General features: G+C 40.6%; 13 protein-coding genes. 3 read left to right on the forward strand and 10 right to left on the reverse strand.

Translation table 11 applies throughout. From position 1 onward, the window contains the following. Positions 1 to 64: 64 nt before the first annotated feature. The gene (locus tag RFX69_RS13325) at positions 65 to 415 is read left to right on the forward strand and encodes an ankyrin repeat domain-containing protein (protein WP_000353868.1); all 351 of its coding nucleotides are present in this window, start codon (positions 65 to 67) and stop codon (positions 413 to 415) included. A gap of 45 nt (positions 416 to 460) precedes the next feature. On the opposite strand, the gene RFX69_RS13330 is transcribed toward RFX69_RS13325, so the two are convergent. From RFX69_RS13330 to ribF, 5 genes are all read right to left on the reverse strand, one after another. Beyond that, positions 461 to 1,003, reverse strand: a complete 543-nt coding sequence (locus RFX69_RS13330) for an NADPH-dependent FMN reductase (RefSeq protein ID WP_000964178.1) — start codon at positions 1,001 to 1,003, stop codon at positions 461 to 463. Between the two features lie 133 nt (positions 1,004 to 1,136). Further along, on the reverse strand, positions 1,137 to 1,619 hold the full coding sequence (locus RFX69_RS13335) for a peptidylprolyl isomerase (RefSeq protein ID WP_016654454.1): 483 nt from the start codon (positions 1,617 to 1,619) through the stop codon (positions 1,137 to 1,139). A gap of 1 nt (position 1,620) precedes the next feature. Further along, on the reverse strand, positions 1,621 to 2,151 hold the full coding sequence (gene lspA / locus RFX69_RS13340; RefSeq protein WP_001133879.1) for a signal peptidase II: 531 nt from the start codon (positions 2,149 to 2,151) through the stop codon (positions 1,621 to 1,623). Next, a complete protein-coding gene (gene ileS / locus RFX69_RS13345) occupies positions 2,144 to 4,981 on the reverse strand; it encodes an isoleucine--tRNA ligase (protein WP_213702760.1) in 2,838 nt (945 codons plus the stop codon). The genes lspA and ileS overlap by 8 nt, the downstream gene beginning before the upstream one ends. A gap of 61 nt (positions 4,982 to 5,042) precedes the next feature. Continuing rightward, a complete protein-coding gene (gene ribF / locus RFX69_RS13350; RefSeq protein WP_000771825.1) occupies positions 5,043 to 6,044 on the reverse strand; it encodes a bifunctional riboflavin kinase/FAD synthetase in 1,002 nt (333 codons plus the stop codon). A 208-nt stretch (positions 6,045 to 6,252) separates the two neighbouring features. On the opposite strand from ribF, the gene RFX69_RS13355 reads away from it, so the two are divergent. Both RFX69_RS13355 and RFX69_RS13360 read left to right on the forward strand, forming a co-directional pair. Then, on the forward strand, positions 6,253 to 7,386 hold the full coding sequence (locus RFX69_RS13355; RefSeq protein ID WP_289332799.1) for a TDT family transporter: 1,134 nt from the start codon (positions 6,253 to 6,255) through the stop codon (positions 7,384 to 7,386). An 80-nt stretch (positions 7,387 to 7,466) separates the two neighbouring features. Beyond that, a complete protein-coding gene (locus RFX69_RS13360; RefSeq protein WP_289332800.1) occupies positions 7,467 to 8,033 on the forward strand; it encodes a 5'-nucleosidase in 567 nt (188 codons plus the stop codon). Positions 8,034 to 8,067: 34 nt separating this feature from the next. Here RFX69_RS13360 and RFX69_RS13365 read toward each other — a convergent pair whose 3' ends face one another. The 5 genes from RFX69_RS13365 to RFX69_RS13385 all read right to left on the reverse strand — a co-directional run bounded on the left by RFX69_RS13365 (position 8,068) and on the right by RFX69_RS13385 (position 12,742). Continuing rightward, the gene (locus RFX69_RS13365; protein ID WP_289332801.1) at positions 8,068 to 8,688 is read right to left on the reverse strand and encodes a TetR/AcrR family transcriptional regulator; all 621 of its coding nucleotides are present in this window, start codon (positions 8,686 to 8,688) and stop codon (positions 8,068 to 8,070) included. Between the two features lie 260 nt (positions 8,689 to 8,948). Beyond that, positions 8,949 to 9,749, reverse strand: coding sequence for an ABC transporter ATP-binding protein (locus tag RFX69_RS13370; RefSeq protein ID WP_000183286.1), 801 nt, complete (start codon positions 9,747 to 9,749; stop codon positions 8,949 to 8,951). Positions 9,750 to 9,762: 13 nt separating this feature from the next. After that, complete coding sequence (ssuC, locus tag RFX69_RS13375) at positions 9,763 to 10,560, reverse strand: aliphatic sulfonate ABC transporter permease SsuC (protein ID WP_000031022.1); 798 nt, start codon at positions 10,558 to 10,560, stop codon at positions 9,763 to 9,765. After that, positions 10,557 to 11,732, reverse strand: a complete 1,176-nt coding sequence (ssuD, locus tag RFX69_RS13380; protein ID WP_000689552.1) for an FMNH2-dependent alkanesulfonate monooxygenase — start codon at positions 11,730 to 11,732, stop codon at positions 10,557 to 10,559. The genes ssuC and ssuD overlap by 4 nt, the downstream gene beginning before the upstream one ends. A 26-nt stretch (positions 11,733 to 11,758) precedes the next feature. Further along, positions 11,759 to 12,742 carry a sulfonate ABC transporter substrate-binding protein gene (locus RFX69_RS13385; protein ID WP_001164677.1) on the reverse strand — a complete coding sequence of 328 codons (984 nt, stop codon included), beginning with the start codon at positions 12,740 to 12,742 and terminating at the stop codon, positions 11,759 to 11,761. Between the last annotated feature and the right edge of the window lie 63 nt (positions 12,743 to 12,805).

Consider the following 12,805-nt stretch of genomic DNA (forward strand, 5'->3'; position numbering starts at 1 on the left):
TCAATCAATAGAGAATTATTTAAATATAGAACTACAAATCATTTTTGGATGCTTACTCGATTCTATGGATATAATGAGGAAGTTTTTTATTTTTGGTGTCCCCGTGAAAATTAATTCTTTCTCTCCCATACCTGAAGATGATGAAGAACTCTCTCTTCCAGAACTGATTTATTGGGCATCTTTAGGTGATCTAGAGCAAGTAAAACAATTATTAATAGATAGAGAAGACCCTAATCAGACTGATGATGAAGGGTATACTGCTCTACAAGCAGCGGCTGAGAATGATCATTTAGAGATAGTGAAGCTATTAGTTGAAAAAGGGGCGCATGTCACTTATAAAAGCGAATATACAGCACTACAGCTTGCAGAAATGGCGGGTAATACTGACATAGTGAATTATTTAAAAAGTTTATAAAATTAAAAAGCCCCTTTTATTTAAAAAGGAGGCTTTTTGTTCAATTTAAGACAAATGATATTTCTGTAGTTTCTCAACAATTGATTGAAGTCCTTTTACTTCAAATTCATTGGCTTCAAACTTTTCATCTTTATTGCGTTTGAAGATATCTCGTATTTCGATCACAGCATTTGGGTCAACAATACTTAAACTTGAAGTGACTTGGCGTATTTGGCTAATAGAACGAGAACCATTTGTTGAGCCATAACCTATAAATGCGGCTGGTTTGCCGCTCCATTCCTTACCGACATAGTCCAGTGCATTTTTTAAAGCTGGGCTGTAACCGTGGTTGTATTCTGGGCTAATAAAGATAAATGCATCAGCTTGGGCAATTTTATCAGCCCATTCTTGTTGTTTAGGTTGATCATAAATACCTGTAGCAGGTGGGTGAGAACCTGAAAATAAGGGTAGATTCCATTCTTTTAAATCAATTACTTCTGTTTGAAAATCTTTTAGATTAAATGAGGGTATTGTTGTTTCTAACCAATTGGCAATTTTAATAGCTGTGCGCCCTTCGCGAACACTTCCGACGATAATATAGACCAGCATATGTTTTTCCTAAGGATTTTTATCTTTATAACTTAATTCATTATATAGGTGCGTGAGAATATAGAATTTGTAAGGATTCTTATGTCATCAATAAAAGTTAAATAATAAAAAAGCCCTCAATCGAGGGCTTTTTTTACATGATCTTAATGCCTTGCTGACCAGCTGGAGTCACTTTAAATATTTCTACTTCAAAAGTAATATTTTTGCCGGCTAGAGGATGGTTGAAATCAATTTCAGTAATATCATCATTTACTGACTTCACAACTCCAAATAAAGTTGCTTTTGCTTTATCTTCAAACTCGATCATATGACCAGGAATAGGTCGTTGTTCGAATTTAACCGTATCAAAAGTTTGTATATTTTCAGGATTCCATGGACCAAAAGCATCTTCTGGTGGTAGATGTACTGTACGTCGATCGCCTGCACGTAAGCCAAGAAGCGCTTTCTCAAAACCTGGTAACAAGTTACCGTCGCCAATAGTCAAGCTAACAGGCTCTTCACGGCTTCGTGTATTGTCAATTTCTACGCCATTTTCAATAGCAACAGAAAAGTGTAGGTCAACTTTAGAACCGTTAGTAATACGAATTTCTTCATTAGGTTGAATAATTTCGGTCATATTATGCATCCGAATTTTTAGGTCTTTGCTTCTCAAGGAAGAATGTATCGATGAGTAGCAAAATGGTACCTAGAGTAATGGCACTGTCCGCAATATTAAAAGCTGGAAAGTGATGATTTTGGTAATAAACATGAATAAAATCGACCACATACCCTAAAGTAATACGGTCAATTAGATTACCAAGTGCTCCACCTAAAATTAAAGCGATAGCTACAGGTAGCACCACCATTTTTTTAGGCATACGTAGCAACCAAAATACAAAAAGTATTGAAACTAAGCCTGCCAAAGATGTGAAGAAATAGCGTTGCCATCCTCCAGCATCAGATAAAAAGCTAAAAGCTGCACCATAGTTATGTAATAGTGTCCAGTTTAAAAATGGAAGCACAGGTACAGGATCTGCGTAGTTCAGATGTGTACTCGCAATCCATTTTGTCCATTGATCCAACACAATGGCAAGGACAGAAAGTCCAAGCCAAATGAGGTTGTGAGGATAAAACTGGAATAAGCCTTTTTTAGCTTGTGAATTAGGCATATTTTCTCACTTCGCCACGACCAGTGACGTTCACAATACAACGACCACATAAACCAGGATGATCGGCATGTGTATTTACATCCGGAAGGACATGCCAGCAACGTGCACATTTTTCACCTTCAGCTGCAGATACTTGTACACGTAAGCCTTCCATTTCAGTTGCTTCACCTTGTTCAGCAAATGGATGTACTACTACTTGCGAAGTAATAAGAACAAAACGGAGCTCATCAGCCAGTTGGTTTAAAACTGTTTGTAATGATTCATTTGCCCAAAGTTCAACTTTGGCTGAAAGATTACTACCGACAAGTTTAGCGTTACGAGCTGCTTCAATCTGTTTATTTACTGCAGATTTTACGCTAATCAATGTTTGCCAGTCTGCTTCAGAAAGCAAGTTTGCTTTTGATGAAACAGGTAGGTCATACCATTCAGCTGTAAATACATACTTGTCAGTTTGTTCTGGGATAAGTGGCCACGCTTCTTGAGCTGTGAAGCTTAGAATAGGGCTCATCCAGCGAACAAATGCTTGTACGATATGGTAAAGCGCTGTTTGTGCGGAACGACGTGCTTGTGAGTCAGCCTTAGTGGTGTATTGACGGTCTTTGATGATGTCTAGATAGAAACCACCTAAGTCATTAATACAGAAGCTTGTTAACGCACTACACACGACGTGGAAGTTCATTTCTTCATAGGCCGCGATAATGGTCTGTTGTACTTCATTAGCACGTTGCAAGATGTATTGATCAAGAGCAATAAGATCATCTACTGCCAGAGCATCCGTACTTGGTTTGAAACCATTTAAGTTTGCAAGTAAGAAGCGTAGCGTATTACGAATACGACGGTAGCTATCACTTACACGGCTAAAGATTTCTTTCGATGCTGCAATTTCATAGCGATAGTCGCTAGATGCTACATATAAACGTAAACCATCGGCACCAAGTTGTTTGATGATTTCTTCAAGTGGAATATAGTTGCCTAAAGATTTTGATAATTTACGGCCATTTTCATCCACTGTGAAACCATGTGTTAACAAGGCTTTGTATGGCGCGCGGTTATGAATCGCCATAGACGTTAATAAAGAAGATTGGAACCAGCCACGGTGTTGGTCTGAACCTTCTAAATATAAGTCAGCAGGGCTTTCTAATTCTTCACGTTGCTCAAGTACAGCATAATGCGTTGTACCTGAGTCAAACCATACATCAAGCGTATCGCGAACAGCATTGTACTGTTCAGCATCTTCACCAATGAAGTCTTTCGCATCACGGTTAAACCATGCATCAATACCTTCTTTCTCGATAAGTTTGGCAACTTCTTCGATGAGCTCAGGCGTACGAGGGTGCAATTCGTTCGTATCTTTATGAACGAAGAAAGGAATTGGTACACCCCAAGTACGTTGACGTGAGATACACCAGTCTGGACGGCCTTCGATCATTGATTCAATACGGTTTTTACCCCAGTTCGGTACAAACTCGATATCGTTTTCAATGGCATTAAGCGCACCGTCACGTAAACCTTTTTGATCCATGCTGATAAACCATTGTGGTGTAGCACGGAAAATAATCGGAGTCTTATGACGCCAGCAGTGTGGGTAGCTGTGTTTAATCGGTTGATGAGCCCATAAGCGACCTACAGCACCTAAAGCTTCAATAATCTTTGGATTGGCTTTATAGATGTGCTCGCCAGCAAAGATTGGTGCGGTTGGTAAGTAAACACCGTTACCACCCACTGGGTTTTCAACTTTAAGGTTGTATTGAAGACCTACTTTATAGTCATCTGCACCGTGGCCAGGAGCAGTGTGTACAGCACCTGTACCGCTTGTTGCGATAACGTGTTCACCTAAAATTACCGGAACTTGGCGATCGGTAAGTAAAGGGTGTTGTAGGGTAAGATTTTCAAGAGCTGAACCAGTAAAGTCAGCTAAAATAACTGGATTTTCAAGCTTGTAACGCTCGATTGCAGAAGCAACTAAGTCTTTAGCAAGAATAAAGTTTTGCTTACCACGTTCAGTAGTCACTTGTACCAATTGATATTCAATTTCGGCATGCAATGCAACTGCTTGGTTCGCTGGTAACGTCCAAGGTGTAGTGGTCCAGATCACAATATCAGTTGGATCTTGAACGTCTACATTTACACGAGCACTTAAGTCTTTTAAATCTACAACGCCAAAACCAACGTCAATTGCGTCTGATTTTTTATCTTCGTATTCAACTTCAGCTTCAGCAAGTGCTGAGCCACAGTCCATACACCAGTTCACTGGCTTTAAGCCCGGCTGGATATGGCCATTTTTTTGGATTAAACCTAAAGCACGAACGATATCGGCTTCTTGTTTGTAGTTCATGGTGAGGTAAGGATTATCCCAGTCACCTAAAATACCAAGACGTTTAAAGTCAGTACGCTGTAAATCAATTTGCTTTAGCGCATATTCACGGCAGTGTTTACGGAAAGTGGCTGCGTCAACTTTCTCGCCCACTTTGCCTACTTTTTCTTCAACTTTTAGTTCGATTGGCAAACCGTGACAGTCCCAACCTGGTACATATGGCGCATCGAAACCTGCCAAAGTACGGCTTTTTACGATGATGTCCTTAAGTACTTTGTTAACCGCATGGCCCAAGTGAATTGTACCGTTCGCATATGGAGGGCCATCATGCAAAATATATTTTTTCTTGCCAATACGCGATGCACGAATCTGCTGATAAATGTTGTCGGTATACCACTCTTCTAACCATTTCACTTCACGTACTGCCAAATTTGCTTTCATTGCAAATTGAGTATCCGGCAGGTTTAGCGTGGCTTTGTAGTCCACTGCATTTTCAGTAGTTTGCTTATCGCTCATGCAAGTTGTCTTCCAGTTTAATCAGCTTGGGAGCCGACATGTTTTACAATCAAAATTCGAATTAAAAAGGAAATTGTGTCGTGTCGTTACGATATTGTCGTAATTGCTGCACGTCATTATCAATTCCTGCCTTAAGTGCTTCAAGCGAAGGGTAGTTCAATTCACCATGAAGATAGTGAAGAAAAGTCACCCGCATAAATAAGCCATACAGATTAGCAGAAACATCAGGGAAATGTACTTCTAATCTCCACTCTGGATGTTCTTGCTGAATGGCTGGACGAGTACCGACATGACCTGCACCATAGAGGCTGTTTTCATGATATCCGGCAATTCCTGGCTTTTCAGGATTATCCTGAAGCACTTTTTGAGTTAGCGAAGTTGTTTCGCAAATGACTTCAACGCCATAAATACCATTTAAACAAGGCTTATGGCGGTTGAGACGAACATTAATCGTTGGGAAATCTAAAGTTCGCCCAATTTGGTCGCCATATTGAACACGACCGGTAATACTGTACGGACGGCCTAATAATTTAGCTGCTAAAGCGAGATTACCCACTTGAAGCACTTGGCGAATACGAGTTGAACTGACGCGTTCACCTTCGAGTTCAATCGTATGTAAATTTGTGACTTGAAAGCCGTAATTCTTTAAAAATTCGCTATTGCCTTGACGGTCTTTGCCGAAATGAAAGTCATCTCCTAAAACCAAAGCTTGAGCATTTAATTTGTCTTTTAATAAATCTGCAAACTCAGAAGCACTCATGCTACGGAAATGCTGGTCAAACTTGGCAACCGCGATGTAATCCACCCCAAGTTCAGCTAGATATTCAACTTTTTCCCGTAATGAATTAATACGAGGTGGGGCATCGTAGCCTTTAAAGAACTCAAGCGGTTGGGGCTCAAAAATCATGACCAATGTTTTTAAGCCTTGTGCTGCAGCAATTTTTTTGAGTTGAGCAATCATCGCTTGGTGACCTAAATGGACACCATCAAAATTACCAATAGTTACCGCTGTTTGTGGTAACTGGAAATTGGGCGATAACGCATTAAGACGAAGCAGTTTCATGAACTTAAAATATGGCTATTTTTGCAAGGGCTATATATTGCCATAATCTCACAGATTCGTCTTGTTGTTGTGTTTTTACTCAGGTATTTTTCAATACGAATACTTTTTATATCTAAAAAATTGATGAATTAAATAAAAATAAATCAATTTTTCTTATTATTGGTTTATCCTACTATAGCCTCATCCACTCTTTGATTAGAGACTTAAGATGAAAAGACCCTTTTACCAATTAAATCAAAGTAAAGATGTTATACGGCATTTTACCCCAAATTGGTTTACAGCAACTATGGGTACTGGCGTGGTCAGTATGATTTTAATTCAGCTTCCATTTGCCAAATCATTTTTATTTATGCTGGCTACGCTGTTATGGCAATTTAATATTGTTCTATTTAGTGTTTTTTCAGTTCTCTATTTATTGCGGTGGTTACTCTTCCCGCATGAAGCGAAGCAAATATTTAATCATCCAAATATGAGCTTGTTTTTAGGTGCTATACCGATGGGGCTTGCAACCATACTAAATGGCTTTTTAAGCTTCGGAATCGGGCTTTACGGCGAAGTGGCAGTTCATATCGCCCAAGCTTTGTGGTACATCGACGTCTTTTTAGCACTAGCAATTGCGTGGATCATCCCATTTTGCATGTTTAACCGTCAGAATCATCAGCTACATACCATGACTGCAATTTGGCTTTTACCTGTAGTTGCATGTGAAGTCGCAGCAAGTTCTGCGGGCATGTTGGTTGCACATTTACCAGCAGATGTGCATGGCTTTCATTTATTGTTAGCAGGTTACGTACTTTGGGGAACCTCTGTTTTACCTGCATTTGCCATTTTAACGATTTTAATGTTACGTATGGCTTTGCATCAGTTACCAGAAAAAGAAGTCGCGATTTCTAGCTGGCTTTCTTTAGGTCCGATTGGGACAGGTGCTTTAGGTCTATTATTGCTAGGTGAGCAGGCACAAAGAGTATTTGTAAATGTTGGCTTTCCTGAGTTTGCCTATGTATTTCAAGCCTTGGGCGTTGTGGGTAGTCTAGTACTTTTAGGTTTTGGGTTATGGTGGCTTGGTCTTGCGATTTTAACAACACTTCGTCATGCAAAGACAGGTATTCCGTTTAACTTGGGTTGGTGGGGTTTAACCTTCCCATTTGGTGTGTTTATTTTGGCTTTATTTAATTTAGGTCATCAGATTGAAGTTGTATTTTTACAATACGTCGCTGTGGCATTCAGTATTTTATTATTAGTGATGTGGAGCGTGGTAATGAAGAAAACCTTAGCCGGAGCATACAGTGGCAAGCTATTCTTCTCTCCATGTTTGGTGGCTTTACAACAAAGAATGCAGTAAAGGTGAAAAGGTGCAAAAAGCTTTTGCACCTGATTTATACTTACTTTCTAATTTTGTTAATTCTGATTTGAGCTTTTTGAATGAACACAGATACCGCTTTAATTATGGCACTTCCCAACGAATCTAAAGGTTTATTCGAGCAAGCAGGTATCGAAGTCCATTACAGTGGTATTGGTAAGATCAATGCTGCTTTTAAAGCGTTTGAAGTTATTCAAAAAACAGGCTGTAAAACTTTAATTAACTTAGGTACAGCAGGAAGTTCATCTTTTAATCGGCACGATTTAGTAGAAATAAAAACTTTTGTACAACGTGATATGGACGTTTCACCTTTAGGATTTGAAGTTGGGGTAACGCCGTTAGATGACCACTTGGCGGCTGAAATTCATCTCCAAACGCATTTTGCGGATTTACCAAAAGGAATTTGTGGGACAGGGGACTCATTTGAAACGGGTCAGCCGAAGGTCGCTTGTGATGTAGTCGATATGGAAGGTTATGCGTTAGCAAAAGTTTGCTACAAGTTAGGTGTACGTTTAATTTCGGTGAAATATATTACTGATGGAGCAGATGATACGGCTCATTTGGATTGGGAAGAAAACTTATTATTGGGTGCACAAAAGCTTTTAGCACTTTATCAAAATCATTTCTAAAAAAAGATCGGCAAATTTGCCGATCTTTTTTATTTTAGCGAGGTAATACGCCGTATAGCATCATATGTACCGTATGCTCAATCGAACGCTGGAACATACTGCGGTTACGAAGCGTTTTCCCGGTTACCATTTCCATTTGAGTTGCAAAATCGGCATAGTTTTGCGTAAGACCCCAAATATTGAGAATTAAAAGTTCCGGGTCGATATCCGGTGAAATTTTTCCTTGCTCTTGCCAAGTTTGAATGACCTTAGCTTTGCGCTTAAATAGCTTTTTCAAGGGCCCTTTCAGTATAGGCAAAATATGCGGTGCCCCTTGAATAATTTCTAAAGCAAATAGTCGCGAAGCTTTTGGTTTGCTACGAGAAAGTTCGATTTTTTGAATTAAATAATGAGACAAGGCTTCGGCTGGTTCTAACTCAGCTTCTAAGGTTTGTAAGGGAGCTAGCCATTTTTGTAAAACTGTGGTCAGCACTTCCACATATAAAGACTCTTTATTTTCATAGTAATAGAAAATATTCGACTTATGCATGTCAGCGAGTTGGGCAATTTCATCCAGACTTGCGCCACTGAACCCATATAGTGAAAACACATCAAGGGCGGCAGCAAGAAGCTGATTGCGCTTTTGGGTACTCTTCTTTTGTTCCATTTGCTGCATAAATTAAAAAGATAGTGTTCCCATTGTAAGGTAAATCGTTTGATTTGTGCACAGGTGTCTCACTTTTTTAGTGAAAAAACGGATAGTTATTTGAGCAATAGATATACTATTGTGCAAAAAATAGAGAGATTCACTAGTTTATTGTTATTCTTAAAAATATTTTTTAATCTTCGCCCTAAAAAAGAGCAATAAATCATCAGTTTTATTGCTCGTTAATTGGGCATTTTTCGGTTGAATGGTTCTCATTACTCATCTCAACCTTAAGTGGCTAAGACTGCGTCGAGTACTTGTTGTTCAAGCTGAGCAAAAGTAATGCTCTTTTTCCGTGGGCGCGGCAAATTAACTTGAAAACTTTGAGCAATCTGACCTTTATCTAACAATATAATGCGGTCAGCCAGTTGCACTGCTTCACTTACATCGTGTGTAACTAAAATGGCAGTAAAACCTTGCTCTTTCCATAAACGTTCAATCAAGCTTTGCATCTCAAGACGAGTTAACGCGTCTAATGCACCCAAAGGTTCATCTAACAATAAAATACGGGGAGTATGAGATAACGCACGGGCTAGGGCGGTACGTTGTCGTTGTCCACCAGAGAGCTGTGAAGGCCATTGTCCCGCTTTTTCTTTTAAACCTACTTTCTCTAATAATTCTTCTGCCAAAGCATGTTGCGATTTTGGTAGCCCAAGTTGAACGTTCTGAAGAATATTTCTCCAAGGCAGTAACCGTGGGTCTTGAAACATAACCCGTATGTCATCGTTAGTAATACCTTCACGCAAATGTCGGGCAGATTTAAATTTGATTTCTCCAAAACTGGCTTTTTCAAGTTGGGCAATTAAGCGCAATAAAGTACTTTTACCGCAACCACTACGTCCAACAATAGCTAAAAATTCGCCCGGTTGAATATGAAGGTTAAGATCTTCAAGAACTTTAACTTCACCATAAAACTTATAAAGCTGTTCAATCAGAATCTCTGCGCCTACCACAGGTTCTTGTGACTCTGGATGGTTTTCTGGAATGAGCTCTACGTCATTCTGATTAATATTTAAATTCAGATTTGTCATATTTTAAGCTCCTTTATTTTTGATAACCAGCATGCCAGCGTAGTAAATAACGTTCCAAAAGTTGCGCTAGAACATCGGCTAATTTGCCTAATAGGGCATAAAGAAGAATACCGACCAGAACCACATCTGTTTGTAAAAACTCTCGTGCATTCATGGTCATATAGCCAATACCTGCTTGTGCTGAAATAGTCTCAGCTACAATGAGCAGCACCCAAACCAGACCTAAAGCAAAACGTAAACCAACTAAAATCGAGGGCATCGCACCCGGTAGAATAATTTCTTTGTAAAGCTGCCAACGTGAAAGACCATAGCTTTTACCCATCTCAATTAATTGTGGATCGACTGAACGGATACCGTGATAGGTGTTGATATAAATAGGGAAGAAGACTCCGACCGCCACCAAAAATAATTTGGCTGTTTCATCAATACCGAACCACAAGATAACCAGTGGAATAAGTGCTAATGCTGGGATGTTACGAATCATTTGCAAGGTTGTATCGAGCAGGGTAGAGGCGAAACGTGAAGACCCATTGAGCAGACCCAATAGCAAACCTAAACCACCACCAATAAATAGTCCGAGTAAGGCTCGTCCTGCACTGACTTTAACGTGTTGCCAAAGCTCGCCGCTAATGAGTAGATGCCAAAAAGCAGAAACGACAGCCGTAGGAGCCGGCAGAATACGATTTTCTAAAAGCCCTGAACTCGATGCAATTTGCCAGACAACCAATAGAACAATCGGAAAAATCCAAGGCAGCAGACGCTGCCCGACTTGTTTCGTTCCACGTGAAACAATATTTATATCTTTGCTCATGCAGGCTCCTTGACGGAACTATTTTGTTTCTTCTCGTCTGGAACATAGTTGTTGGCAATGATTTCACCGAATGGACCGGTTAAGTTTGGTTGAGCAAGTTTAGCTCGGGTCTCGATTGGTAATAATGGGAATACTAACTCTGCAAAACGGATTGACTCTTCAAGGTGTGGATAGCCTGAGAAAATAAAGGTATCGATACCTAAATCCGCATATTCCTGAATACGTGCAGCAACGGTTTCAGGATCGCCGACAAGTGCTGTACCTGCACCACCGCGGACTAGACCGATACCTGCCCAAAGATTTGGGGATACTTCAAGTTTGTCTCGATTACCGCCGTGTAGAGCCGCCATACGTTGCTGACCCACTGAGTCCATTTGAGCAAATTTTTTCTGTGCTGCAGCAATAGTTGCATCATCCAGATATTGGATAAGCTCGTTAGCTGCTGCCCATGCTTGTTCATTGGTTTCACGAACAATGACATGCAAACGAATGCCATAAGTTAATTTACGGCCCTTAGCCTCAGCTTTGGCACGAACATGTTCGATCTTTTCTTTCACGGCTGCAGGTGGTTCACCCCAAGTCAGGTAGGTGTCGACTTGCTCAGCCGCGAGTTCAACAGCAACATCTGAAGAACCACCGAACCAAAGAGGTGGATAAGGCTTTTGTACAGGTGGGTAAAGTAGCTTTGCATCATCTACTTGTAAGCGTTCACCGTGGAATGTAAAAGCTTCACCCGTATGTGAACGCGTCAAAATTTCACGCCAGATTTTTACGTATTCATTGGCTGTTTGATAACGCGTTGAGTGATCTTCATATAAACCATCCCCACGTAGTTCTGCTTCATCACCACCAGTCACTAAGTTGAGTAGAACACGACCATTCGACAAGCGGTCAAATGTTGCAGCCATACGAGCTGCCAACGCTGGTGTTGTTACCCCTGGACGTAATGCAACTAAAAACTTAAGGTGTTGAGTTGCATCGATTAGGCTAGCCGCCGTAATCCAAGGATCTTCACATGAACGACCTGTTGGAATAAGTACTCCTTCGTAACCCAAGTTATCTACTGCCACAGCAATTTGCTTCATATAGGCATGGTCAACCTGACGAGCGCCTTTACTTGTACCTAAATAGCGACTATCACCGTGGGTAGGAATAAACCAGAAAATTTTCATGTGCATTACCTATATATCTATTGAAATTACTTGGCACCCCAAACAGCTTGTTTAATGCTGATTGGTTTAGGGATGATGCCTTGTTGAGTAAAGATGTCTGCAAGCTGCTGTTGTTCAGCAATGACTTTGCTGTTAAGTGGAGCTGCCGATGATGGACGTGGACGGCGTTTAATAAATAAGTCACTGGTCGCAGGTTTTAGGCCTGTACTTTGGCCAATCGCACTTGCAGTTTCTGCTTGATGGCTTTGGACCCATTTGTCAGCTTGATTGATCTGCTTGATGAGTCCTGGAACAGCTTTTGGATATTGCTTAACAAAATTTGGAGCGGCTAAGTAAAAGGTATAGTTCGGGCTTAGGCCTTTACCAGATGCAAGAACACGAGCTTGGTCTTCTAGTTGTGCTGAAGCGTAGTACGGATCCCATATTGCCCATGCATCAACAGCACCCTTTTGGAATGCAGCGCGAGCATCGGCAGGTGTGAGCCAAATTGGGGTAATGTCGCTCCATTTTAAGCCTGCTTTACGTACGGCCTGTACAAGTAGGTAATGTGAGCTAGAACCTTTCTGTAGCGCAATACGTTTACCTTTTAGGTCCTTAAGCTGTTTTAGTTGTGAGTTTTTGGGAACTAAAATTGCTGAGGCCAATGGTTTGGCTGCTTCATAAGCAATGTAATATAAAGGCTTGCCAGCGGCTTGAGCGTAGACCGGGGGCGTGTCTCCAGTAACGCCAACATCGAGTGAGCCAACAGCTAAGGCTTCTAAAATTTGAGGGCCAGCGGGGAACTCATTCCAAGTGATTTTGGCATTTGGAAATTCTTGTTCAAATAGTTTTTGCTGTTTGGCAATCGCGAAGTTAATCGAACTTTTTTGAAAACCAATACGAAGTTCTTTCACTGTTGGGTCAATTGCCCAAGCAGGTGCTGCGATTGTTAAACCTAATACAGCGACCGCGCTAAAGCGCTTAACTAACTGAGTCCATTGACTCTTATTAAATAATGACTGATGTTGCATATTGATATCCTTGTTCCCTTAACACAAGGCACAGCATTTATATCGTTATTTAAGCTGTGCCCA

It is taken from the genome of Acinetobacter sp. 148, assembly GCF_031196675.1.
Lineage (GTDB): Bacteria > Pseudomonadota > Gammaproteobacteria > Pseudomonadales > Moraxellaceae > Acinetobacter > Acinetobacter baumannii.